21 protein-coding genes, 1 tRNA gene and 3 rRNA genes are annotated in these 24,900 nt (G+C 46.9%); 22 read left to right on the forward strand and 3 right to left on the reverse strand.

Annotated elements, in window-relative coordinates:
* The first annotated feature begins 1 nt into the window (after position 1).
* The 9 genes from MKZ12_RS00355 to MKZ12_RS00395 all read left to right on the forward strand — a co-directional run bounded on the left by MKZ12_RS00355 (position 2) and on the right by MKZ12_RS00395 (position 7,950).
* On the forward strand, positions 2–886 hold the full coding sequence (locus tag MKZ12_RS00355; RefSeq protein ID WP_339258181.1) for an aminotransferase class IV: 885 nt from the start codon (positions 2–4) through the stop codon (positions 884–886).
* A complete protein-coding gene (gene folP, locus MKZ12_RS00360; RefSeq protein WP_339258182.1) occupies positions 883–1,746 on the forward strand; it encodes a dihydropteroate synthase in 864 nt (287 codons plus the stop codon). Before MKZ12_RS00355 ends, folP begins: the two co-directional genes overlap by 4 nt.
* 116 nt (positions 1,747–1,862) lie before the next feature.
* Entirely contained in the window at positions 1,863–2,225 is a 363-nt protein-coding gene (gene folB, locus MKZ12_RS00365; RefSeq protein WP_339238951.1) for a dihydroneopterin aldolase, read from the forward strand.
* Between the two features lie 9 nt (positions 2,226–2,234).
* Positions 2,235–2,783: a 2-amino-4-hydroxy-6-hydroxymethyldihydropteridine diphosphokinase gene (folK, locus tag MKZ12_RS00370; protein ID WP_339258184.1), complete on the forward strand. Its 549-nt coding sequence runs from the start codon at positions 2,235–2,237 to the stop codon at positions 2,781–2,783.
* On the forward strand, positions 2,735–2,938 hold the full coding sequence (locus MKZ12_RS00375) for a helix-turn-helix transcriptional regulator (RefSeq protein ID WP_026081371.1): 204 nt from the start codon (positions 2,735–2,737) through the stop codon (positions 2,936–2,938). Before folK ends, MKZ12_RS00375 begins: the two co-directional genes overlap by 49 nt.
* Positions 2,939–3,034: 96 nt before the next feature.
* Positions 3,035–4,054: a tRNA dihydrouridine synthase DusB gene (dusB, locus tag MKZ12_RS00380; RefSeq protein ID WP_339238953.1), complete on the forward strand. Its 1,020-nt coding sequence runs from the start codon at positions 3,035–3,037 to the stop codon at positions 4,052–4,054.
* Between the two features lie 244 nt (positions 4,055–4,298).
* Complete coding sequence (greA, locus tag MKZ12_RS00385; protein WP_076216743.1) at positions 4,299–4,778, forward strand: transcription elongation factor GreA; 480 nt, start codon at positions 4,299–4,301, stop codon at positions 4,776–4,778.
* A 116-nt stretch (positions 4,779–4,894) separates the two neighbouring features.
* Positions 4,895–6,406 carry a lysine--tRNA ligase gene (gene lysS, locus MKZ12_RS00390; protein ID WP_339238954.1) on the forward strand — a complete coding sequence of 504 codons (1,512 nt, stop codon included), beginning with the start codon at positions 4,895–4,897 and terminating at the stop codon, positions 6,404–6,406.
* A gap of 206 nt (positions 6,407–6,612) precedes the next feature.
* Positions 6,613–7,950: a TrkH family potassium uptake protein gene (locus MKZ12_RS00395; RefSeq protein WP_339258186.1), complete on the forward strand. Its 1,338-nt coding sequence runs from the start codon at positions 6,613–6,615 to the stop codon at positions 7,948–7,950.
* A gap of 85 nt (positions 7,951–8,035) precedes the next feature.
* Here the strand turns inward: MKZ12_RS00395 and MKZ12_RS00400 are convergent, their stop codons facing one another.
* The gene (locus MKZ12_RS00400; RefSeq protein ID WP_339258188.1) at positions 8,036–8,626 is read right to left on the reverse strand and encodes a TetR family transcriptional regulator C-terminal domain-containing protein; all 591 of its coding nucleotides are present in this window, start codon (positions 8,624–8,626) and stop codon (positions 8,036–8,038) included.
* 88 nt (positions 8,627–8,714) lie between these two features.
* Between MKZ12_RS00400 and MKZ12_RS00405 the strand changes: the two genes are divergently transcribed.
* From MKZ12_RS00405 to MKZ12_RS00465, 13 genes are all read left to right on the forward strand, one after another.
* Complete coding sequence (locus MKZ12_RS00405) at positions 8,715–9,266, forward strand: hypothetical protein (protein WP_339258190.1); 552 nt, start codon at positions 8,715–8,717, stop codon at positions 9,264–9,266.
* Positions 9,267–9,703: 437 nt separating this feature from the next.
* Positions 9,704–11,255, forward strand: a 16S ribosomal RNA gene (locus MKZ12_RS00410).
* Between the two features lie 339 nt (positions 11,256–11,594).
* A 23S ribosomal RNA gene (locus MKZ12_RS00415) occupies positions 11,595–14,520 on the forward strand.
* A gap of 76 nt (positions 14,521–14,596) precedes the next feature.
* A 5S ribosomal RNA gene (rrf, locus tag MKZ12_RS00420) occupies positions 14,597–14,713 on the forward strand.
* Together the 16S, 23S and 5S rRNA genes form the textbook arrangement of a ribosomal RNA operon.
* Positions 14,714–15,079: 366 nt before the next feature.
* Positions 15,080–16,537 carry an IMP dehydrogenase gene (gene guaB, locus MKZ12_RS00425; protein ID WP_339238958.1) on the forward strand — a complete coding sequence of 486 codons (1,458 nt, stop codon included), beginning with the start codon at positions 15,080–15,082 and terminating at the stop codon, positions 16,535–16,537.
* Between the two features lie 416 nt (positions 16,538–16,953).
* Positions 16,954–18,342 (forward strand): D-alanyl-D-alanine carboxypeptidase family protein, encoded by a 1,389-nt coding sequence (locus MKZ12_RS00430; RefSeq protein WP_339238959.1) that lies wholly within the window; start codon positions 16,954–16,956, stop codon positions 18,340–18,342.
* A 341-nt stretch (positions 18,343–18,683) separates the two neighbouring features.
* Positions 18,684–19,274: a pyridoxal 5'-phosphate synthase glutaminase subunit PdxT gene (pdxT, locus tag MKZ12_RS00435; RefSeq protein ID WP_339261265.1), complete on the forward strand. Its 591-nt coding sequence runs from the start codon at positions 18,684–18,686 to the stop codon at positions 19,272–19,274.
* A 273-nt stretch (positions 19,275–19,547) separates the two neighbouring features.
* Positions 19,548–20,831: a serine--tRNA ligase gene (gene serS, locus MKZ12_RS00440; RefSeq protein WP_339258192.1), complete on the forward strand. Its 1,284-nt coding sequence runs from the start codon at positions 19,548–19,550 to the stop codon at positions 20,829–20,831.
* 192 nt (positions 20,832–21,023) lie between these two features.
* A tRNA-Ser gene (locus MKZ12_RS00445) sits at positions 21,024–21,112 on the forward strand.
* A gap of 192 nt (positions 21,113–21,304) precedes the next feature.
* Positions 21,305–21,646, forward strand: a complete 342-nt coding sequence (locus MKZ12_RS00450; RefSeq protein ID WP_253428947.1) for a hypothetical protein — start codon at positions 21,305–21,307, stop codon at positions 21,644–21,646.
* Between the two features lie 26 nt (positions 21,647–21,672).
* Positions 21,673–21,849 carry a hypothetical protein gene (locus MKZ12_RS00455; RefSeq protein WP_017691325.1) on the forward strand — a complete coding sequence of 59 codons (177 nt, stop codon included), beginning with the start codon at positions 21,673–21,675 and terminating at the stop codon, positions 21,847–21,849.
* Between the two features lie 21 nt (positions 21,850–21,870).
* The gene (locus MKZ12_RS00460) at positions 21,871–22,023 is read left to right on the forward strand and encodes a small acid-soluble spore protein P (protein ID WP_253428949.1); all 153 of its coding nucleotides are present in this window, start codon (positions 21,871–21,873) and stop codon (positions 22,021–22,023) included.
* A gap of 234 nt (positions 22,024–22,257) precedes the next feature.
* Complete coding sequence (locus MKZ12_RS00465) at positions 22,258–23,352, forward strand: hypothetical protein (protein WP_339258194.1); 1,095 nt, start codon at positions 22,258–22,260, stop codon at positions 23,350–23,352.
* Between the two features lie 264 nt (positions 23,353–23,616).
* Here the strand turns inward: MKZ12_RS00465 and MKZ12_RS00470 are convergent, their stop codons facing one another.
* Positions 23,617–24,186, reverse strand: coding sequence for a GNAT family protein (locus MKZ12_RS00470; protein WP_339258196.1), 570 nt, complete (start codon positions 24,184–24,186; stop codon positions 23,617–23,619).
* A 43-nt stretch (positions 24,187–24,229) separates the two neighbouring features.
* Positions 24,230–24,736 carry a tRNA adenosine(34) deaminase TadA gene (tadA, locus tag MKZ12_RS00475; protein ID WP_339238963.1) on the reverse strand — a complete coding sequence of 169 codons (507 nt, stop codon included), beginning with the start codon at positions 24,734–24,736 and terminating at the stop codon, positions 24,230–24,232.
* Positions 24,737–24,900 lie beyond the last annotated feature (164 nt).

Genomic DNA, 24,900 nt, shown 5'->3' on the forward strand with positions numbered 1-24,900 from the left:
TATGCAATATGCCGCGATAAACGGAGAGTTGGTCAATATGGCGGCAGCCGTGGTTCCTGTAACGGATCACGGCTTTTTGTACGGACTTGGATTGTTCGAGACATTTCGGACCTATCGAGGCATCCCTTTTCTGCTGGAACGGCATTTGGAGCGGATGGCTTCGGGGTGTGAAGAACTGGGCATTCCTTTTACAACGACCGCGGCAGAGGTGACAGATTGGATTCAACGTTTGATGCAGGCGAACGGACTTCAGGATGCATACGTCCGATACACGGTATCCGCAGGTGAAGCGCCGCTAGGTTTACCTTCTGGTGATTATTCGAATCCAAATCATATTTTACTGGCAAAAGCATTACCTGAGCCCACTCCCTCTTTATATGAAAGTGGCAAAATGCTTCAAAGGTTGTCTACACCACGCAACACGCCCGAAGGTGAAGTCCGATTCAAGTCACTGCATTATATGAACAGCATTCTGGCGAAACGGGAGTTGAATGCGTATGGGCAGGATGCACAGGGTGCAGAAGGTCTACAATTAACCCGTGACGGGCATGTCGCTGAGGGTATTGTCAGCAATGTATTTTGGATACGGGAAAATGTGCTCTACACGCCAGCGCTCTCAACCGGCATTCTGCCTGGCATCACGAGAGCCGTGGTGCTTGAGATCGCCACGAAGAAAGGCATTCCTTGCATAGAAACGTTAGCTGCTTGGAAAGATCTTCTGCAAGCAGATGAAATATTTCTAACAGGCTCAGTTGCCGAACTGGTTCCGGTTACGACTCTGCGGGATCAGGACGGAGTCGTAACGATAATCAGCAACGGACATATAGGCCCGGTTACAACAGTCCTTCTGGGTATGTACCGGCAGAAAGCGGGGTATACTTCATGACACTTACACCTGTCATCTATGAACGGAACTATGCATGGGGGCCAGCTGAGTTGAAGCTGGGTGCAAGAACACAGATCATGGGTATTCTCAACGTCACACCTGACTCATTCTCGGATGGTGGTCGGTATACCAACGTGGAGCGGGCGGTTGCTCATGCCATGCAGATGATGGAGGACGGGGCGGACCTTATTGATATCGGCGGGGAGTCCACACGGCCAGGTTCAAATGTAGTGGGCGCCGATGAAGAGCTGAGCCGGATCATTCCGGTTATCGAAGCATTGCATCAGCAAGCCCCGCACATTCCAATATCGGTAGACACGTATAAGGCCGATGTTGCGCGTCAAGCTATTCTAGCCGGTGCCCATATCATTAATGATGTGTGGGGGGCCAAGGCAGATCCAGATATGGCACGCACGGCAGCAGCACTGGAGTGTCCCGTTATTCTGATGCATAATCGACAGGAACGAAACTATACCGATTATTTGAGTGATGTCGTCAGCGATTTGCAGGAGAGCATACAGATTGCGCTGGGATCCGGTGTAAAAGCAGATCAGATTATCCTGGACCCGGGCATTGGTTTTGTGAAGGATCTCGCAGAAAATCTGAAGCTCATGTCATCGCTCGGTTTACTCAATGAAATGGGTTATCCGGTTCTGCTAGCCACCTCACGCAAAAGATTCATCCAGAACACCCTGGATGTTGGTGCCGATGATGCGCTGGAAGGAACGGCTGCGACCGTTGCCTTCGGCATCGCCCAAGGCTGCCAGATGGTTCGGGTTCATGATGTGAAGTCGATTCGGCGGACGGCAGATATGTGTGATGCCATGTTATACGCTTCTCCAGGTATACGGAGGAAATAATTCTGGCGGGTCAGAGTGACCCGTCCAGTGGAAGCGCAGCGTTTTTATAAGGCGAAGCTAAGGAATAACTTCAAATAGATTAGAATTTCAATATATATAGAGGGCAGGCGGATCGTATGGATAGAATGGTTATGCATCGCATGGAGTATTACGGATATCACGGTGTATTTGCCGAGGAGCGGAAGCTAGGGGCACGTTACTATATTGATCTGGAGATTGACATGGACCTGAGTGAGGCTGGACGTAATGATGATCTGACCAAAACGATCAATTATGCGGAGATCCATGAGCTAGTCAAACAGATTGTAGAGAATAAATCATTCCAGTTAATTGAAGCTTTGGGCGAACATATTGCATCTTCTTTACTAGACACTTATACTATTATCAATGCATTGACAGTCAAGGTGACGAAGCCACATCCGCCATTCGATATTCATTTTGAGGGCGTAACGGTAGAGCTTCGCCGCACAAGAAAGTGAGAACCGATCATGATTGCACATTCGACCTCTGAATCTTCAGAGGCTTATATTGCTTTAGGGGCCAATTTGGGTGACCGGGAAGAGACGTTGCTTGAGGCGTTGTCTTTGCTCGATGAACACCCTCATATATTCGTTCTGCGTTGTTCTTCGCTATATGAGACGGAACCTGTAGGATATGTAGATCAGCCTGCGTTTCTGAATATGGCAGTCGCCGTACAGGTGATGCTGACACCGGAGCAGTTACTTACGGAATTACTGGATATCGAGAACCGGCTTGGTCGTGTTCGTGATATTCGCTGGGGACCGCGCACCGTTGATCTGGATCTGCTCTGGATGCAGGGTGAGACGCGAGATACCGAATTGCTCCAATTGCCTCATCCCCGTATGGGCGAAAGGGCTTTTGTACTGGTGCCACTGTCGGATATCGTACCGGAGGACGAGGTTTCAGGTTTGTATACCTTTGTACACGCATCGTTGTCTGTACTGGATGGAAAGGATGGAATACAGCTTTGGAAAACATGCAATTGGCCAATCGAATCCGGGCATTCCGGAAGCTGAAAGGTTTAACACAACATGAACTTGCTGCCGAGACCGGCATCTCGCTGGCCATTCTGGGAACCATTGAGCGGGGGAACCGTAAGGTATCACAGCAAGAACTGGATCGAATTGCTGGTGTGCTGGCAATCAGTATCGAGGAGTTGCAGGGTAACTAGGACCGTTTCGGTTTTGTCATGCTATAACAATAGAGATATCGATCGAACCATAATCGTTGATTTATATAGAATTGTAAAAGGAGTGAAACGACTACCGTGCTTAACATTGGTGGCATTGAAATGAAAAATCAGGTCGTACTTGCGCCGATGGCTGGCGTATGTAATCCGGCTTTTCGATTAATCGCAAAAGAATTCGGAACAGGCCTCGTATGTGCGGAGATGGTGAGTGGCAAAGCCATTGTCCATGGCAACCAGCGTACACGGGAGATGTTGTTTGTAGATGAGCGTGAGAAACCGCTGAGCCTTCAGATTTTTGGAGGAGATCGTGATTCCCTCATAGAAGCAGCCAAGATTGTGGACAAGGAAACGAATGCAGACATCATCGACATTAACATGGGATGTCCTGTGCCTAAGGTAACAAAATGTGATGCAGGTGCACGTTGGTTGCTTGATCCGAACAAGATCTATGAGATGGTATCCGCTGTAGTAGATGCGGTTGAGAAGCCGGTAACGGTCAAGATGCGTATTGGCTGGGATAACGAGCATATCTTCGCGGTTGAGAATGCGCTCGCGGTGGAACGTGCAGGCGGACAGGCGGTAAGTGTACACGGCCGAACACGAGAGCAACTCTATACAGGCACTGCTGACTGGTCACACATCAAAGATGTCAAAGAGGCTGTCTCTATTCCGGTGATCGGCAACGGTGATGTCCATACACCAGAGGACGCACGCCGTATGCTGGATGAAACGGGCTGTGACGGGGTTATGATTGGTCGTGCCGCGCTGGGAAACCCATGGATGCTGTATCGTACCATTCAATACTTAAGCACGGGGGAATTGCTTCCTGACCCGAATGGCGAAGAGAAGATCCGTGTTGCCATCCTGCATATGGATCGCCTGATTGCATTGAAGAATGAGACAGTTGCCGTACGCGAGATGCGTAAACATCTGGCTTGGTATCTGAAAGGCTTGAAAGGATCTGCCCGTATCAAGGATGTTATTATGGAAGGCACCAAGCGGGATGAGATGGTACAGATTCTGGAGAACTTTGTGAGTCAGCTGAAAAGTGAAGGTAATTTGGAGTCAGAACCGGTAATTGCCGGAAGTGCATCGTAATAAGTCTGTAAAACGTTTACAGCTACAGATGACGTAACATTGACTTTTCGAGATCGTTCCCCTATACTTTCACAGTATAAATTCGCCATGTGCGTTAATTAAAGGCTAGTCATCAGGAGGAATATTCTATTTCTCTGGAGAACTTCATATAGTTTTGAAGATGTATGCGGGCGGAGCTATGTAATTACCACTGATTCCGTTGCCGTACAATCAAATTATTCCCATGACAGGAGAATCGGTTGAGATGAGCGACAAGGAAGTTATCCTTACACCAGAGGGACTTAAGAAGCTGGAAGAAGAACTGGAAACATTGAAATCAGTGAAGCGCCGCGAAGTGGCTGAACGGATTAAGGTAGCCATCGGGTATGGAGATATCAGTGAGAACTCTGAATACGAAGATGCCAAGAACGAACAGGCTTTCATTGAAGGTCGTATTATTACTTTGGAGAAAATGCTTCGGAACGCACGCATTATTAACAGTGATGAGATTGACACCGATGTCGTGAGTGTAGGTGCAACAGTTACTGTGGAAGATTTGGAATTCGGCGACATCACAGAATATACAATTGTAGGTTCTGCTGAATCAAACCCGCTTCAGAACAAGATTTCCAACGAAAGCCCTGTCGGTAAAGCGATCTTGGGCAAGAAAAATGGTACAGTTGTTGATGTAAGTGTGCCTGCTGGCGTAATTCAATATAAAATTGTAGATATTAAAAAGCTATAGTAACGAAGCAGTTGGGCATGGTAAACAAAAGCTTCCTTAGGGAAGCTTTTTCAACATTTGAGGAAGAGTGTCCTCACGCGATGCCTGCAATGTAAATAAGGAGATGAATATAGATCATGACGGATGAAGTCTTGAATCAGGAAACCGAACTTAGCGAGCTTTTACAAATTCGCCGTGACAAATTGGACGAGCTCCGCAAATTGGGAATCGATCCTTTTGGCCAAAAATACGTACGTAACGAAGAAGCCGGCTCCATTCTGAAAAAGTATGAAGAACTGACCAAGGAAGAGCTGGAAGAGAAGCACATCGAAGTCAGTATTGCCGGACGGATTATGGCGAAGCGGGGAATGGGTAAAGCAAGCTTTGCACATATTCAGGACCTGAGCGGCAGAATCCAGATCTATGTTCGTCAGGATACCGTGCCTGAGGACAAGTATGCGGCATTCAGCCTGTTGGACCTTGGCGATATCGTTGGGGTAACTGGCGTAATCTTTAAGACCAAAACAGGTGAAACTTCTGTCAAAGTTAAAGACCTTGAAGTGCTGTCCAAATCGCTCTATCCGCTTCCGGACAAATTCCATGGTCTCACTGACGTGGAGCTTCGTTATCGCCAGCGTTATGTTGACTTGATTATGAGCCCGGACGTACAACAGACCTTTATCGCACGTTCCAAAATCATTCAATCAATGCGTCGTTACCTGGATTCCCTTGGATATCTGGAAGTGGAAACACCTACGTTGCATACCATCGCAGGAGGAGCTGCAGCACGTCCGTTCATCACACATCACAATGCGCTGGATATGGAATTGTACATGCGGATTGCGATTGAGCTTCACCTGAAACGTCTGATTGTTGGCGGACTGGAGAAGGTGTATGAGATCGGCCGTGTATATCGGAATGAAGGTATGTCCACACGTCACAATCCGGAATTCACAATGATTGAATTGTATGAGGCATATGCCGACTACAAGGATATTATGCAATTGACGGAGAACCTGGTAGCTCATATTGCACAGGAAGTGCTGGGTACGCAAGTGATCCAGTATGGAGACCATGAAGTAGATCTTACGCCGCAGTGGCGTCGTGTTACGATGGTGGATGCAGTTAAGGAAGTTGTGGGCGTAGACTTCTCCGTACATATGACGGATGAGGAAGCACATAACTTGGCGAAGGAACATAAGGTTCCGGTTGAAAAACATATGACATTCGGTCATATTCTGAACGCGTTCTTTGAAGAATTTGTGGAAGAGACGTTGATTCAACCGACATTCATCACGGGACATCCTCTTGAAATCTCACCACTGGCGAAGAAAAACGATGTAGACCCGCGCTTCACGGATCGCTTCGAATTGTTCATCGTTGGACGCGAGCATGCCAATGCCTTCACAGAGCTGAATGATCCAATTGATCAACGTCAACGCTTTGAAGCACAGATGCTGGAGAAAGAACATGGGAACGACGAAGCTCATGAGATGGATGATGACTTCATCCGTGCGCTTGAATATGGTATGCCACCGACAGGCGGATTGGGAATCGGGGTTGATCGTCTGATCATGCTGCTGACCAACTCCCCTTCGATTCGTGACGTACTGCTCTTCCCGCACATGCGTCCTCGTACGCAAGATTAAATAAGGAACGTACCATACGTTCATAATAGAAGAGGAACCTGCGTTCAGTATGATGCTGAGGCAAGTTCCTCTTTAGGTTTACATAGGCGCTTAAAATAATGTTCATCAGAACGTTCTGTTCAAAGCACAACAACAATATGGTGGAACTGCGTCGTGGATTCAAGTTAGACTAACTTGCTCGTATTTTGTTAAAAGAGGTGCCCTTCATGAAGTTCAGGCTTCACTTTGCCAAATTTTTATCTCCCCCGTTAATCCTGGTCGGTGGTTTTCTGCTTATCATTGCGATTGGAACAGTGCTTCTCATGTTGCCAATCTCTAACCAAAGTGGTGAGCATTTGGCGTTTATTGACGCGCTCTTTACATCAACCTCTGCCGCATGTGTGACAGGACTTGTCGTTGTGGATGTAGGGACGACCTTTAATCTGTTTGGTCAGCTCGTCATTATGGTATTAATGCAACTTGGTGGACTCGGTTTCATGACCATAGCTACCCTTTTTGCACTTGTATTGGGCAGACGAATCTCACTCAAGGACAGGCTACTGCTCAAAGAAGCCATTAATGCAGACAGTATGGAAGGGATTGTACGCATTATCCGCAAGGTGTTGATCTTCTCTTTTACCATTGAAGGGGTGGCTGCTGTCATACTGGCGATGCGCTGGGCAACAGAGATGCCATTGGTTCAGGCTATATACTATGGAATATTTCATTCCGTTTCATTGTTTAATAATGGGGGATTTGATCTGTTAGGCAACAGCTTTCAATATTACACTGGAGACTGGATATTCAACCTGATTGCATCCGTGCTCGTTATCTCTGGTGGACTAGGTTTTGTGGTATTAAATGATCTGTTTGAGTATCGCAAACGCCGTCGTCTATCCCTACAGTCGAAACTGGTGCTGTCTGTGTCGGGAGCGCTGATTGGTATAGGAGCAATTGTGTTGTTTGTTTTCGAATTTACCAATGGACATACACTGGCTTCACTCACCTGGAGCGAGAAGATCTATGCATCCTTCTTCCAGTCGGTCTCTACACGTTCGTCGGGAACAAGTACAATCGATATCACGGAGATGAGGCAGGCTACCCAATTTTTCTTCATTCTGCTGATGTTTATCGGGGCTTCCCCGGGATCGACCGGGGGCGGGATCAAGACGACTACATTCCTGATTATGATTGGTGCAGTGTATGCCATGATTCGGGGAGACAAGGATATTGTGTTTTTCCGCCAGCGTGTGCCGAAGGAATTACTGATGAGGGCGCTGACCATTATTATGGTTTCACTGATCATATTCATGATCGTGGTGATGCTTCTGCTTACGACAGAGGATGCGCCATTCCTTTCACTGATGTTTGAAGCTGCATCGGCTATTGGTACCGTGGGTCTTTCTGTGGGAGTGACGGATGAGTTGACCAATTGGGGAAAAATCATTATTACCGTTACCATGTTTGTAGGTCGTATTGGGCCATTAACCATCGCGTATGCTCTTCGTCCGCGCAAAGAGAAGAAACTGTATCGTCATCCGGAGGGCCGGATTATTATCGGATAAAAAGAAAAACCGTCAGACATTCAGAACTAACTCCTGTTATCGTAACAGGGCTTGGTCATAACGAATGTGCTGCGGTTTTTTTGGTTTAACGGCATAAGGAGGCAAGATGCACACCCAGGATATCATCCATGAGTTTGGCATTCATCTGATCGGGTCTAAGCACCGTATGGATACCCAAGCCATCCACGAGTGCATACAATCTCTCGATCTCAAGTTTAATATCAAGATCTGGTCTCGTGAGATCATGTTCGATCAGGTGAGTGATAACATAGCCTACAGCCTGTCTGAGTTCATCATACACTGTATCGGCAAGTTCTTTGAGCGTTGCATCGGTTTTGGATCTGGCTGTAAAAGCGTACCACACCTCCATTTCGGCCAGTTTTTCATCTGTGTTTGGTAATAACTCGAGTAATAAACATTTCATATTATCCACGGGAGATCCGGTGAAGGACATGTGTTGGATTCGGTTAGATACCCGTTCGGATACCAGATTCATGGCATATCGTAGTAGTTCTGACTGAGTGGAAAAGTAGTGACGCATCGAACCAACCGAAATTCCTGCTTCTTCAGCGATATTCCGAACAGAGGCTTGTTCCATGCCATCTCTTCGTATAATACGCCAAGCTGCCTCGGCCACGAGCATACGCTGTTTATCATGATTAACAATTTTAGGCATAGGAACATTATATCATTGTTGATTATTATGATACAAATGTGCTAAATTATATTTAATACACTCGTATTATAAAAAAGGGGGCTAACAGATGATTGGTTATTTCATTATAGGATGTGAGATTGCCTTTTGGGTGTTTGTGTTTGCGGGTCTAAGTGTCAGGTATCTTCTTGGCATGAAAAGGTTAGGCATCGGTTTGTTGATGGCAACACCAATAGTGGATCTGTTGTTGCTGGTGGCCACTGTGATAGATCTTCAACGTGGAGCTACAGCGAGCATGATTCATGGTATTGCTGCGGTGTATATCGGAGTAAGTATCGCCTATGGTCATCAGATGATCGCTTGGGCGGATCGATATTTCCTGTATTGGTTCAAAGGCGGAGAGAATCCTCGTAGCAACAAGTTATATGGAAGGGAGCATGCACGTCATGAGCGTATTGGATGGTTTAGACATCTTTTGGCTTGGGCAATAGGTAGTGCATTTCTATTCGCCATGATATGGTGGATTGGGGATGCTGAACGTACAGCCGTCTTCTATAATCTGATTAAAATGTGGGGAATCATAATCGGAATCGATTTTATAATAAGCTTTAGCTATAGTTTATGGCCAAGAAAAGTTCCTGCTAGGAATGTTAAACAATAAAAACAAGTGGGACGCGCATAAGAATCTGCTACATTGGGAGGACACTCTATATTCGTTTAGGACGTATCATTTCGGTAACTATAAAAGTTGAAAAAAAGGCTTGCAATCAAAATCTGTACATGGTATATTCTAATTCCGGCCAAGAAAACACGAGAAACACGGTGCGGCAAGCAAATCAAATAAGCTTCGAAAGAAACTTAAAAAAAGAGCTTGCAAAGTTGGTTCGGATGTGATAAGATATAAAAGTTGCTGAAGAGAACAACATTCGGTAACGAAACAAGTTTGATCTTTGAAAACTGAACAACGAGTGAGTAAACATTCTGCTTGCAGAATGAATGCGAAAGTTTGAAACAAGCCTTGGCTTGGATCGACTGGAGCACAAATGAGATGTTTAATCTCGTCAGATTCAAAATGAGCTTATCGCTCTTTTCAATACTTTATTGGAGAGTTTGATCCTGGCTCAGGACGAACGCTGGCGGCATGCCTAATACATGCAAGTCGAGCGGAGTTGATAAGAAGCTTGCTTCTTTGATGCTTAGCGGCGGACGGGTGAGTAACACGTAGGCAACCTGCCCTCAAGTTTGGGACAACTACCGGAAACGGTAGCTAATACCAAATAGTTGTTTCCTTCGCCTGAAGGAAACTGGAAAGACGGAGCAATCTGTCACTTGGGGATGGGCCTGCGGCGCATTAGCTAGTTGGTGGGGTAACGGCTCACCAAGGCGACGATGCGTAGCCGACCTGAGAGGGTGATCGGCCACACTGGGACTGAGACACGGCCCAGACTCCTACGGGAGGCAGCAGTAGGGAATCTTCCGCAATGGGCGAAAGCCTGACGGAGCAATGCCGCGTGAGTGATGAAGGTTTTCGGATCGTAAAGCTCTGTTGCCAGGGAAGAACGCTTGGGAGAGTAACTGCTCTCAAGGTGACGGTACCTGAGAAGAAAGCCCCGGCTAACTACGTGCCAGCAGCCGCGGTAATACGTAGGGGGCAAGCGTTGTCCGGAATTATTGGGCGTAAAGCGCGCGCAGGCGGTCATTTAAGTCTGGTGTTTAATCCCGGGGCTCAACCCCGGATCGCACTGGAAACTGGGTGACTTGAGTGCAGAAGAGGAGAGTGGAATTCCACGTGTAGCGGTGAAATGCGTAGATATGTGGAGGAACACCAGTGGCGAAGGCGACTCTCTGGGCTGTAACTGACGCTGAGGCGCGAAAGCGTGGGGAGCAAACAGGATTAGATACCCTGGTAGTCCACGCCGTAAACGATGAGTGCTAGGTGTTAGGGGTTTCGATACCCTTGGTGCCGAAGTTAACACATTAAGCACTCCGCCTGGGGAGTACGGTCGCAAGACTGAAACTCAAAGGAATTGACGGGGACCCGCACAAGCAGTGGAGTATGTGGTTTAATTCGAAGCAACGCGAAGAACCTTACCAGGTCTTGACATCCCTCTGACCGGTACAGAGATGTACCTTTCCTTCGGGACAGAGGAGACAGGTGGTGCATGGTTGTCGTCAGCTCGTGTCGTGAGATGTTGGGTTAAGTCCCGCAACGAGCGCAACCCTTGATCTTAGTTGCCAGCATTTCGGATGGGCACTCTAAGGTGACTGCCGGTGACAAACCGGAGGAAGGTGGGGATGACGTCAAATCATCATGCCCCTTATGACCTGGGCTACACACGTACTACAATGGCCGGTACAACGGGCTGTGAAGCCGCGAGGTGGAACGAATCCTAAAAAGCCGGTCTCAGTTCGGATTGCAGGCTGCAACTCGCCTGCATGAAGTCGGAATTGCTAGTAATCGCGGATCAGCATGCCGCGGTGAATACGTTCCCGGGTCTTGTACACACCGCCCGTCACACCACGAGAGTTTATAACACCCGAAGTCGGTGGGGTAACCGCAAGGAGCCAGCCGCCGAAGGTGGGATAGATGATTGGGGTGAAGTCGTAACAAGGTAGCCGTATCGGAAGGTGCGGCTGGATCACCTCCTTTCTATGGAGAATCGTTTCCCGCGTGGAAACATTCAAATACAAGTCTTCAGGAAGCATGCTTCCGAAGCGAGCTTTACTTCGTAAAGCTTTTAACTCACTCGTTGCTCAGTTTTGAGAGCTCAAACTCTCAAACAGCTTGCTTTTGCATGGAGCTTGTTCTTTGAAAACTAGATATCGAAACGAAAGTAAATGCGAATTAGAACATTCCTTTTTAGCTGAACTTGTGTTAAACAAGTTTCAATAAAACGGTAGATTGCACGTACGATGGTTTTGGGTGGGAGCGACTTTTGGCTTTGCGCAAGCAAAACAAGGGAAGCGAGCAGCCAATACCGGAGCACGAGGTTAAGCTACTAAGAGCACACGGAGGATGCCTAGGCGCTAGGAGCCGATGAAGGACGTGGCGAACAACGAAACTGCCTCGGGGAGCTGTAAGCAAGCTTTGATCCGGGGGTGTCCGAATGGGGAAACCCAGCTGGGGTAATTTCCAGTTACTCATAACTGAATACATAGGTTGTGTAGAGGCATACCAGGGGAACTGAAACATCTAAGTACCCTGAGGAAGAGAAAACAATAGTGATTCCGTCAGTAGCGGCGAGCGAACGCGGAGAAGCCCAAACCAGAGAGCTTGCTCTTTGGGGTTGTGGGACGTCTCACATGGAGTTACAAAGGAACCGGTTAAGCGAAGAGGTCTGGAAAGGCCCGCCAAAGAAGGTAAAAGCCCTGTAATTGAAAGTCTGTTCCCTCCGAGACGGATCCCGAGTAGTGCGGGGCACGTGAAACCCCGTATGAATCCGGCAGGACCATCTGCCAAGGCTAAATACTTCCTAGCGACCGATAGTGAAGCAGTACCGTGAGGGAAAGGTGAAAAGCACCCCGGAAGGGGAGTGAAATAGAACCTGAAACCGTGTGCTTACAAAAAGTCAGAGCCCGTTTTAGGGGTGATGGCGTGCCTTTTGTAGAATGAACCGGCGAGTTACGTTCCCGTGCAAGGTTAAGGTGAAGAGCCGGAGCCGCAGCGAAAGCGAGTCTGAATAGGGCGATGTAGTACGTGGACGTAGACCCGAAACCGGGTGATCTACCCCTGTCCAGGGTGAAGGTGCGGTAACACGCACTGGAGGCCCGAACCCACGCACGTTGAAAAGTGCGGGGATGAGGTGGGGGTAGCGGAGAAATTCCAATCGAACTCGGAGATAGCTGGTTCTCCCCGAAATAGCTTTAGGGCTAGCCTCGGAAAACAGAGTCGTGGAGGTAGAGCACTGATTGGGTGCGGGGCCCGCAAGGGTTACCAAGCTCAGTCAAACTCCGAATGCCATAGACTTACTTCCGGGAGTCAGACAGTGAGTGCTAAGATCCATTGTCAAAAGGGAAACAGCCCAGACCATCAGCTAAGGTCCCCAAGTGTGTGTTAAGTGGGAAAGGATGTGGAGTTGCACAGACAACCAGGATGTTGGCTTAGAAGCAGCCACCATTGAAAGAGTGCGTAATAGCTCACTGGTCGAGTGACTCTGCGCCGAAAATGTAACGGGGCTAAACACACCACCGAAGCTATGGCTTGATGCTTTGCATCAGGGGTAGGGGAGCGTTGTATAAGGGTTGAAGGTGTACCGTAAGGAGCGCTGGACATTATACAAGTGAGAATGCCGGTATGAGTAACGAAAAGATCAGTGAGAATCTGATCCGCCGAAAGCCTAAGGGTTCCTGAGGAAGGCTCGTCCGCTCAGGGTAAGTCGGGACCTAAGGCGAGGCCGAAAGGCGTAGTCGAAGGACAACAGGTCGAAATTCCTGTACCACCGTAAGCCGTTATGAGCAATGGGGGGACGCAGTAGGGTAGTGACGCGGACTGATGGATGTCCGTCTAAGCAGTAAGGCTGATGTGTAGGCAAATCCGCACATCATAAGGCTGAGCTGTGATGGGGAGCGAAAATTGTAGTAGCGAAGGTCATGATCTCACACTGCCAAGAAAAGCCTCTAGCCAGGTGAAGGTGCCCGTACCGCAAACCGACACAGGTAGGCGAGAAGAGTATTCTAAGGCGCGCGGAAGAACTCTCGTTAAGGAACTCGGCAAAATGACCCCGTAACTTCGGGAGAAGGGGTGCCCCGGTAGTGTGAATAGCACGAGGGGGCCGCAGTGAAAAGGCCCAAGCGACTGTTTAGCAAAAACACAGGTCTGTGCGAAGCCGTAAGGCGAAGTATACGGGCTGACGCCTGCCCGGTGCTGGAAGGTTAAGGGGAGTGGTTAGGAGCAATCCGAAGCTGTGAACCGAAGCCCCAGTAAACGGCGGCCGTAACTATAACGGTCCTAAGGTAGCGAAATTCCTTGTCAGGTAAATTCTGACCCGCACGAATGGCGTAACGACTTGGGCGCTGTCTCAACGAGAGATCCGGTGAAATTTTAATACCTGTGAAGATGCAGGTTACCCGCGACAAGACGGAAAGACCCCATGGAGCTTTACTGCAGCTTGATATTGAATTTGGGTACGATCTGTACAGGATAGGTGGGAGCCTTTGAAGCGTGAGCGCCAGCTTGCGTGGAGGCAACGTTGGGATACCACCCTGATCGTATCTAGGTTCTAACCTGGTACCGTAATCCGGTGCGGGGACAGTGTCAGGTGGGCAGTTTGACTGGGGCGGTCGCCTCCTAAAGAGTAACGGAGGCGCCCAAAGGTTCCCTCAGAATGGTTGGAAATCATTCGAAGAGTGCAAAGGCATAAGGGAGCTTGACTGCGAGACCTACAAGTCGAGCAGGGACGAAAGTCGGGCTTAGTGATCCGGTGGTACCGCATGGAAGGGCCATCGCTCAACGGATAAAAGCTACCCTGGGGATAACAGGCTTATCTCCCCCAAGAGTCCACATCGACGGGGAGGTTTGGCACCTCGATGTCGGCTCATCGCATCCTGGGGCTGAAGTAGGTCCCAAGGGTTGGGCTGTTCGCCCATTAAAGCGGTACGCGAGCTGGGTTCAGAACGTCGTGAGACAGTTCGGTCCCTATCTGTCGTGGGCGTAGGAAATTTGAGAGGAGCTGTCCTTAGTACGAGAGGACCGGGATGGACGTACCGCTGGTGTACCAGTTGTTCCGCCAGGAGCACCGCTGGGTAGCTATGTACGGACGGGATAAACGCTGAAAGCATCTAAGCGTGAAGCCCCCCTCAAGATGAGATTTCCCAGTATGTAAGACCCCTTGAAGACGACGAGGTAGATAGGCTGGGGGTGGAAGTGCAGCAATGCATGGAGCTGACCAGTACTAATCGGTCGAGGGCTTATCCAATAGCAAGTTGTAATTCGCATGTTTCGTTTCGAATCTAGTTTTCAGAGAACAACCACTCTGAAATGTAAGCTACGCGTTTGGTGGCGATGGCGGAGGGGTTCCACACGTACCCATCCCGAACACGACCGTTAAGCCCTCTAGCGCCGATGGTACTTGGACCGCAGGGTCCTGGGAGAGTAGGACGCCGCCAAGCAAAGAACCACTGCCGATGTTATTCGGTGGTGGTTTTTATTTATATACAAATGAGTACTTGAGGTATAAAAAAAGCCTGAAAACGGAAACTTTGTATCCTAAATGGCTCAATAGAAATAAACGTCGGTTGATTTGTGCAGACATTTATAGGTTATATTTTTTCAAGTTGTCCGCACGACAAAAACAGTTGTATTCATCAGGCAATACACCTAATATAACCAAGTACTTTTCCTTGACAGTCTAAATATCGCTTTGCTAAGATGGCAATAATAAATTTTTCAGAAAACGTATTTTCGGCGTAAAATACAGCCTGGAATCTTCGGGTTTTGGACCGTAAAGCTGAGCAACCATAAGGAGGAACACTTGCGTGTGGGAAGATAAATTTGGTAAGGAAGGCCTCACCTTTGATGATGTATTGCTAGTGCCACGGAAATCCGAGACACTGCCTAAGGAAGTAGATGTATCTATTCGTTTAAGCGACACTGTGAAGTTAAATATTCCTTTGATTAGTGCAGGAATGGATACGGTAACTGAAGCGACTTTGGCTATTGCCATTGCACGTGAAGGCGGTATCGGTATCATTCATAAAAATATGTCTGTTGAACAACAGGCTGAAGAAGTAGATCGGGTTAAACGTTCAGAGAGTGGTGTAATCACGAATCCATTCTCACTCACAGCAGATCATCTGGTATCTGATGCTGAAGAAGTTATGGCGAAATATCGGATCTCCGGCGTACCCATTATTGAAGGAGATCAGAAGCTGGTTGGTATTTTGACCAACCGTGATTTGCGTTTTATCCATGATTACGGCATCAAAATCAGCGAAGTTATGACTCGTGAGAATCTGGTTACCGCTCCTGTAGGTACTACATTGCAAGAAGCTGAAGGTATCCTTCAGAAACATAAGATTGAGAAACTTCCATTAGTTGATGAGACGAACACGTTGAAAGGTCTTATCACTATTAAAGATATTGAGAAAGCCATTCAATTCCCTCATGCAGCCAAAGATGCTCAAGGTCGTCTGTTGGTTGGTGCAGCGATTGGTATCTCCAAGGACACCTTTGAACGTGCGGATGCTTTGGTACAAGCTGGTGTTGATTTGATTACGGTAGACTCGGCTCACGGACACCACATTAATATCATTGAAGCAGTACGTCAGCTTCGCGAACGTTTCCCTAGCCTGACCATCGTTGCAGGTAACGTGGCTACTGGTGAAGCTACTCGTGACCTGATTGAAGCAGGGGCTTCGGTAGTTAAAGTGGGTATTGGTCCAGGGTCGATTTGTACAACACGTGTAATTGCTGGTATTGGTGTACCTCAAGTAACGGCAGTGTACGATTGTGCAACAGTGGCACGTGAATATGGAGTTCCGATTATTGCGGACGGCGGAATTAAATATTCTGGTGAAATTACGAAGGCACTGGCTGCAGGTGCACACGCGGTTATGTTGGGAAGTTTGTTTGCCGGTACAGCGGAAAGCCCGGGGGAAACTGAAATTTTCCAAGGACGTAGCTACAAAGTTTATCGCGGTATGGGTTCAATGGCTGCGATGAAACAAGGTAGTAAAGATCGTTATTTCCAAGATGATGACAAGAAACTGGTTCCAGAAGGAATTGAGGGTCGCGTCGCTTACAAAGGTCCATTATCTGATACGATTCACCAACTGATTGGTGGTCTGCGTTCCGGTATGGGTTATTGCGGTACAAGCAACCTGGAGCAGCTTCGGAACGATACTGGCTTTATTCGTATTACAGGTGCAGGCCTGCGTGAAAGTCATCCACATGATGTACAGATTACAAAAGAAGCACCTAACTACTCGTTGTAATCGGAAGAGAGTTAATCATTTCCAGGACAGGCTCGGTGATTTTCACCGGGTCTGTCTTTTTTTGCAGATACCCCTGTGATAGAATAGAACAAGCGGTGACGATCCATGGATGGATTAAGGCGTTGCGGCGGCTATTTGACGTGAATCTATGAATATGGTTATGAAAAGCAAATGCAGTGCAAAAAAAGGCTGCCAGCCAAACAGAAGCGCGGACGTCCTTTTACATAAGCATTCGCAAAATGCGGACTAAGTGACAATCGATAACGAACTTTAGGAGCAATAATATTGCTCGTTCGATACAGCGCATATAGCACACATCTCACACATCAAACATGCAGGTTAGGGAACAAGAAAATCGCAGCATAAGCTGCACTGAAGCAATTAACAATGCTTTGGATCGAAGGGAGTATTCATCATTGAAAGCCAAACACATGAATAAGAAGAAACGCCAAATGCTCAAAAAGAGCGTAGCCTCGGTAATGCTAATTAACATGCTTTGCATGTCTGCAGTAATGCCAGTCATGGCTGCTGCGAACGACTCCGGGCAGGTCCTGACTGCTGCAGCAACAACAACGAAGACGGAGAAAGCTGTACAGGTACCTGGGGTAGACTCATTGGGGCTTGAGGTTAGGTCAGCCGTTCTCATGGAGGCATCAACGGGTCAGATCTTGCTCAATGTCGATGCGGATAAAGCTATGCCACCTGCCAGCATGACCAAAATGATGACAGAGTACATTGTCGCTGAACAAGTTAAACAAGGTAAACTCGGCTGGGACGATATTGTAACTGTTAAAAAGAATGCTGCACAAAGTGTCGGATCACGTATTTTCCTTGCTGAAGGGGACCAACACACAGTTAAGGATCTCTATATTGCTATGGCTGTTGGGTCTGCTAATGATGCTACGGTCGCTTTGGCTGAACATGTTGCAGGTTCGGAAGAAGCTTTCGTGAAAATGATGAATGATGAAGCGAAGCGTATGGGCATGAAGGATACGTTCTTCATCAACTCTTCCGGTCTCGATCGAGCAGATATGCCTGCCGATTTCCGCCCAGCTGAAGACAAGGAAACAGTCATGTCCGCACTGGATGCTGCAATTCTATGCAGATATATCATCATGGATCACCCAGACTACAAAGATTTTACAACCATTCAATCCTATAAGTTCCGTCCCAATGATAAAGCCCCAATTATCAATTATAACTGGATGCTGGAAGCGAATAAAAATATAACCAATTTCAAAAGCTATGCCTATGAAGGTCTGGATGGAATGAAAACAGGCCATACCACGAACGCAGGTAATAACTTTACAGGTACAGCCGAACGTAACGGTATGCGTCTAATCAGTGTCGTGATGGGCACAGATTCCGAATCCGCACGTTTCAGAGAAACTAAAAAGGTATTGGACTTTGGATTTAACAACTTTGAAGTGAAGCAGGCTGTCGCAGGCAAAACCAAAGTGACGGGCTGGGAAGCTGTACCTTTGAAAAAAGGTAAAGAAACAACCGTTCCTGTCGTAACAGATAATGCGGTAAGTTTCGTTGTACCCAAAGGTACTCAGAACCTGGATGTGACGTTCAAAGCTAACGTAACTGAGGCGGACAAGCTGGTAGCACCAATCAAAGCAGGTACGAAGGTTGGTACAGTGACGTATACGTATAAAGCAGATGGAATTGAGCCTCAGGAAAAAACAGTGAACTTGATCACAGCGGAAGAGGCTGATAAAGGCGGATGGTTCCGTTTGTTCTTCCGAGCTGTTAAGGATTTCTTCGTCGATCTCTTTGACGGGATCAAAAACCTGTTCTAGTTTATAGAATATTTTTTGTAAAAGAGTATGATCGTGAATTGGATGATATGTGGTTATATCGTTGCCAAAATACAAGTTATTCGACCGGATGGATTGTATATTTACAGTTTTTCCGGTAAAATATCAAGTTAGAATTCACGTATAATGAGGCGGAAAATTCCAAGGTTTTTTTACCTGGTGGAGTGGGTTAACTGCTCTATATAAGGTAATGAACGACACATACATTACGGGCCGAAGTGTCCAAGTATCTTGGAGCACCGATGAAGGGCATAGAGATATCCAAACTTGCACCTTCCGAGCGTATGCAAGATCGCGGCTGGTATGAGAAGGGGAATGTGCAAATGAAGATCGGCGTATTAGCGCTTCAAGGGGCTGTCACAGAGCATATACGGAGTATTGAACGCGCTGGAGCAGAAGGTGTTGCTATCAAACAGGTTCAGCAATTGCATGATCTGGATGGTCTTATCCTTCCTGGCGGGGAAAGTACAACGATTGGCAAACTGATGCGTAAATATGGGTTTATGGATGCCATTCGAGCGTTTGCTGCTGAGGGCAAACCGGTATTTGGTACCTGTGCTGGCTTAATCGTTATGGCTAAGCACATCACGGGACAGGAAGAGGCCCATTTGGAGTTAATGGATATGACTGTATCCCGAAATGCATTTGGACGGCAGAGAGAAAGTTTTGAAACAGATTTGCCGGTCAAAGGCATCGAGGAAACGGTGAGAGCTGTGTTTATCCGGGCTCCCTTGATTGAGCGTGTTGGAGAGCAGGTAGAGGTACTCTCTACTTACAATGATGAGATTGTTACAGCTCGTCAGGGACATTTGCTGGCTTGCTCGTATCATCCGGAGTTAACGGATGACTATCGTCTGCATGCTTATTTTGTAGACATGGCCAAGTCCTACAAACACGCGGTAGACCCTAAATAGTGTATGATGTACAACCTATGATCTCCCGGTCATCGGATCACTTCCCCAGCAGCCTTGTAAGGCCGCTGATTGGCAGTTGCATCTGAACGGATGCCTGATGTTGCCTGTATCTGCTTCATAGCGGGAATCGCAGCGGAGGGTCGCACCGGGAGCATAGGTTGTTTTTGTGGTTACAGATTCCGATAAGTATATAGTAAGGTATACACAGTAGATTTTTGAGAATCGATTTAACATAAGGCTTCACTTTGTGGGGTTATTTAGGAGGGGTATATCGTGCTTGATGTGAAAATATTGCGGAATGAGTATGCACGTGTAGAGGAAGCATTGACTAAACGTGGCAAATCGTTGGATCTTATCGCTGGTTTTACCGAGATGGATACCAAACGTCGGGAATTGCTTCAAGAGAGTGAGACGCTCAAGAGCCGTCGGAATACGGTCTCTGCGGAAGTTGCTAGAATGAAGAAGAATCGTGAAAATGCAGATGATCTGATTGTGGAGATGCGCGAAGTCTCTGATCGAATCAAAGCCATGGACGAAGAAGTTCGGGAACTGGAAGTGAAGATCAATGATCTCACCATGGCGATTCCGAATATTCCTAACGAAAGTGTACCTGTTGGAGCTTCTGAAGACGACAATGTTGAGATTCGTCGTTGGGAAGAGCCAAAATCATTTACTTTTGCGCCAAAAGCACACTGGGAAATTGCTCAAGATCTCGACATCCTTGATTTTGAAGCTGCAGCCAAAGTAACAGGATCTCGGTTTACCTTTTATAAAGGATTGGGTGCCCGTCTGGAACGTGCATTAATCAACTTCATGATGGATCTGCACAGCGATCAACATGGATATGAAGAGATTCTGCCTCCATACATCGTTAATCGGGATAGCTTGTTTGGAACAGGTCAACTGCCTAAGTTTGAAGAAGATCTGTTCAAGTTGAAAGATACCGAATATTATCTGATCCCTACTGCTGAAGTTCCGGTAACGAACTATCATCGCGAAGAGATTCTGAATGTAGATCAATTGCCGAAGCACTTTGTGGCATACAGCTCATGTTTCCGTTCTGAAGCCGGTTCGGCAGGACGGGATACACGCGGATTGATTCGTCAGCATCAGTTTAACAAAGTAGAGCTGCTCAAGCTCTCTACTCCGGAGACTTCGTATGAAGAGTTGGAGCAAATGACTCAAAATGCGGAGCGTGTGCTTCAATTATTGGGATTGCCGTATCGCGTTCTGACACTGTGTACCGCAGATATGGGCTTCACTTCGGCTAAAACGTATGATATTGAAGTATGGTTACCTGAGAGCAACACCTATCGTGAGATTTCCTCCTGCTCCAACTGTGAGGACTTCCAGGCACGCCGTGCCAATATCCGTTTCCGCAGAGAGCCAAAAGCCAAACCGGAATTTGTGCATACATTGAACGGGTCAGGATTGGCCGTTGGACGGACGGTTGCCGCTATCCTGGAGAACTATCAACAGGAAGATGGTACGGTTGTTATTCCTGAAGCATTGCGTCCCTATATGGGCGGCACAAGTGTGATTGCACGTCGCTCTTAAGCGAAAGTTAACCATCCTTATCAAGAGGAATACAACTCCAACCCGTCATTTTGAATGACGGGTTGGAGTGTTTTGTATTAAAAGGGCATTTGTCTGATATGGATCATAAATTTTAATATAAAAAAGGTTGCATTATGTTGTCGAGATATGGTATGATACTTTTCGTGGCAAGTTTATAAAAGTTAATTCCCTGGAGAGGTACCGAAGCGGTCATAACGGGGCGGTCTTGAAAACCGTTAGGGGGCAACTCCACGTGGGTTCGAATCCCACCCTCTCCGCCATACTACACTTATAACAAGGATTCGAGCGATCTCGCTCGGGTCCTTTTTTGCGTTATGCGATTGTTTAACGGAGTGATGGTACGGGTTGGTGACCCCTGTATACGTTGCTCAGTACAACATTATATTTTGAGTACGTCTGATATGTATAAAAACATCTTCATCGCCGCACTTTATAGGAGTGGAGGTGGTAAGATGAATCGCGAGTTAAACATCGATCAGACAGAGCTTGTAGGGGCTTGGCAAGAGCGTTTGCCTCAAGTCTTGAATGTGGGTGATCAGGCTCAAGTAATGGCGGATGAGGCCGATCAGCAGGCCATTCGGATACACATTGCGACAGCAGGTCATGAGATGTATTCTTTTGATTTCAAATGTGAGTATGTGGATTCCCGTGAAGTCAGTGTCCAGCTGATTGATGTGGAACGGGATGGACGAACGACAGATGAGCGTACAGAGCCAATTCAGGAGCTGGCCCACGATTATACAAGGCACATTCACGAATGTGCTCAGTCGTTACAATCCCAGACGCGACAATAGTTTGAAACCTCAAGGAGTGAACACATTTGACTAAAGCCAAAGCGGGAGTAGACAAAAACCTGCAAAATGTAGTTGATGATCTGGAGCAGCCAGCCGTAAACAGTCACCATGCCCAGCAAATTCAGCAAGATATCAATGATCGCCGTCATCAGGATGCACTAAATCATGATAAAACGGAAGATAGGGACCCATCCCATTCCTAACATTGATGAGGGGGTAACATTATGAGCAAACCGAAAACAATTCCTGTACCGGAAGCGCAAGCTGCCGAACAGCATCATCATTCATCCAAACGTTCTTCCATGCAGGAGCCATTATCCGGTTCCAAAAAAGTAAAAAATCAAAATCATGTGGATCATTTGAATCCCCAAGGTTAATAGAAGAAACAGATTCACGCAAAAGTCCCTTGTTACCTAACAGGGGGCTTTTGCGTATTCATACATATACAAAGACAGGCACATGGTTATTTCCAAACCTCACGTAGGTCTTTGTAGCCATTTTAAAGAGGAAAGATCACATTTTTCCCAAATTAGGTTTCAGTATCTGGTGATATGGTATATCATTGATATTGAATTACTTTTTTTGGGGTTATCACGAGAGGAGAGAAACAAATGACTAAACGTATGGGGGCGCTTCTTCTTACGTTGCTGTTGACCGTATCCATGGCCTTGACAGCATGTAGCAGCAAGCAGGAACCAAAAGAGGCATTGAAGACGGCTGCGGCCAATGCTTCCAAATTAACTTCGTATGAAATGAGTTCCAACTTCACTATTAATGAATTGAGCTATAAACCTGGGGATGCATCTCAAACGGATCCGAGCATGACTCAGTTTATGAGCATGTTGAAGGATGCTCAGTTGAATGTAACAGGTGTATACCAAAGTGAGCCAATGCAGACAGAGATGACTCTTGGCATTGAACTTAAAGGCGATATGGGTATGACCTTTACCATTCCAATGGTGATGACGGCTGAGAAGCTCTATGTGAAAGTGCCGAATATTCCGTTCTTCCCGATTCCGGAGAACGTTGTTGGCAAATTCCTGGAACTTGATCTGAAAGAACTGGCTGAGCAAGAGGGTACGGAGTGGAACCCGGATGCTATGGACGCAGCCAAAACTCAAAAGCTGAGCAACGAAGTCATGGACGCAGTCCTGAGCGAATACGATCAAGCTAAATTCTTCAAAAACCTGGACACCAAAGATGCACAACTTCCTGAAGGTGTAGATGCGAAGCAAGTTGTACAATTCTCGGTGAATAATGACAATGTTAAAGAAGCCGTTACTGTACTGGTAACAAAAGCTATGCCTAAAGTGTTGGATATTCTGTCCAAAGAGGAATATCGTGAAATGCTGCAAATGGATCAGGCTGATATCGACAAAGCTAAAGAAGATTTGAAAATCACTGAAGCAGATCAGGCTGAAATGGCTAAAGACTTGGATAAATTGAAAGATGTTCTGACAATCAACCAATTCAACATCGATTTCGCATTGGACAAAAACGACTTCCCTGTATATCAGAAGATGGTCGCTGATGTGTTGATCAAGCCAGAAGATACGAAAGACGAAGTGAAACTGGCATTTACCGGTTCCAATACGTACACCAAGATTAACGAAAAAGCAGCATTCAAAATCAACATCCCTACGGGCGATGACGTAATTACTATGCAAGAGTTCGAAGAACTGATGAACGCTTCATACGGATACTAATCTCGCTGAGTTCAAACCGTCTGTGATTCAAGTGAAGGATCATCTCCTTCCGCTTGGATACAGGCGGTTTTTTATGTTACATAGCGTTAAGAGGGGATATCCTCCGAATGATTGATCTTGTATTTTTGATAGGGTGGCTAAGGTTACATACCAATAAAACCGCACTCTCTCCTACATAAATAGGGTAGCGCGGTTTTAAAGATTGAATGTGCATCATGTTGAATTGGGGATGCAGACAGCTATGTGGTGGAGCTTCTAAATTAGTTAATCCGCAAGTTCATCCAAGTCTTCAGCAAGTACAGCATAGATCTGATGATCCTGATATTTGCCGTTGATCTTGAGGTATTTGCGAGCCGTACCTTCAAACTGGAACCCGTTCTTCTCCAATACGCGCTGCGAACCTTTGTTGGTAGGCAATACCGCAGCCTGGACCCGATTTAACTTCAGCGCACGGAAGCCATAGGCTACGGCCAGTTTAACCGCTGCTGTCATTCGTCCGCCGCCCTGATAATCTGGATGGATAAAGTAACCCATATCAGCATAATTGGCAACGCCTAATACGACATTGTTAAGACTTACTTGTCCAATCAACAGGCTGTCTTTAATGGTGTAGATCCCAAATTGGTAACCTGTACCTTCTTCTGCAGCATTGACCCGATCCTCAATTCGTCGAGTCTGAGCATCCAATGTATAGAAATCATCTTCTCGCAAGGGTTCTACGGACTGGTATGGGATTCGTGTAATCTGAATCAGGTCCAGATAGGATTGTGTATCTTGGGGTGTGAGCAACCGAAGGCTTATGCCATTGGCTGTGTCATATAGGGTTAGCGCCATTACAGCACACTTCCTTTCCAATTGGGATGTTTGTAGTCGGTGATTATTTTAACTTTTGACGCAGACTTCTGAAAAATTGAGTTAGCATCGTGGAGCATTCGGGCTGAAGAATATCCGGGATCACTTCGGTTCGATGGTTAAATCGAGGCTCCTGTAGCAGGTTCATCAGTGTACCTGCACAGCCTGCCTTGGGATCAGCCGTACCAAAGATTACGCGGGGAACCCTGGATTGTACAATGGCGCCTGCACACATGGGACAAGGTTCCAGTGTGACGTACAGAGAACAATCCAACAAGCGCCAAGCTCCGATGGTCTCGCTTGCCTGACGAATAGCCACCATCTCTGCATGGGCGGTAGAATCCAGTGTCGTTTCTCGCAAATTGTACCCTCGGCCAACAATTTGGTTATTTTGTACAATTACAGCTCCAATCGGCACTTCCCCAAGGGCCTCGGCTTTGTATGCCTCAGCAATGGCCTCCCGCATCCAATGCTCATGTTGAGCTTCCTCGGATAATTGTGAAAGGTCGGGCTGGAGAGAATGGTCATTCATTACAATATAACTCCTTCCAAAAAGCATTTATTCAGCGAACAGGCATTCGGGTTGTTAACATGTTGTGTATAGAAATGTGGATAACCGTATAGTTGCTCACATAGTTATAAACAAACTATCCACAAGCTTGTGGGTATGTGGACAAATACAGTGATTAATTTCAT

This window comes from Paenibacillus sp. FSL R5-0713, assembly GCF_037973325.1.
Classification (GTDB): Bacteria; Bacillota; Bacilli; order Paenibacillales; family Paenibacillaceae; genus Paenibacillus.